The following is a 248-nucleotide window of genomic DNA, read 5'->3' on the forward strand; positions in this document are numbered from 1 at the left end:
ATGGGCGTCCTGCAGGAGCGCATCACCTCGACCAAGAATGGCTCGATCACCTCGATCCAGGCCGTGTACGTGCCCGCCGATGACTTGACCGATCCGTCGCCGGCCACCACGTTCGCCCATCTGGATTCGACCGTGACCCTGTCGCGTTCGATCGCCTCGCTGGGTATCTACCCGGCCGTGGATCCGCTGGATTCCACCAGCCGCCAGATGGACCCGCTGGTCATCGGCAACGAGCATTACGACACCGC

The 248-nt window shown here is 64.1% G+C and carries 1 pseudogene; it reads left to right on the forward strand.

Features of this window, described 5'->3' with window-relative positions:
* A pseudogene (locus RRF55_RS27585) lies at positions 1–248 on the forward strand (F0F1 ATP synthase subunit beta); the annotation flags it as partial.

Source organism: Klebsiella sp. K47 (assembly GCF_051858335.1).
GTDB classification, from domain to species: Bacteria; Pseudomonadota; Gammaproteobacteria; order Enterobacterales; family Enterobacteriaceae; genus Klebsiella; species Klebsiella pneumoniae.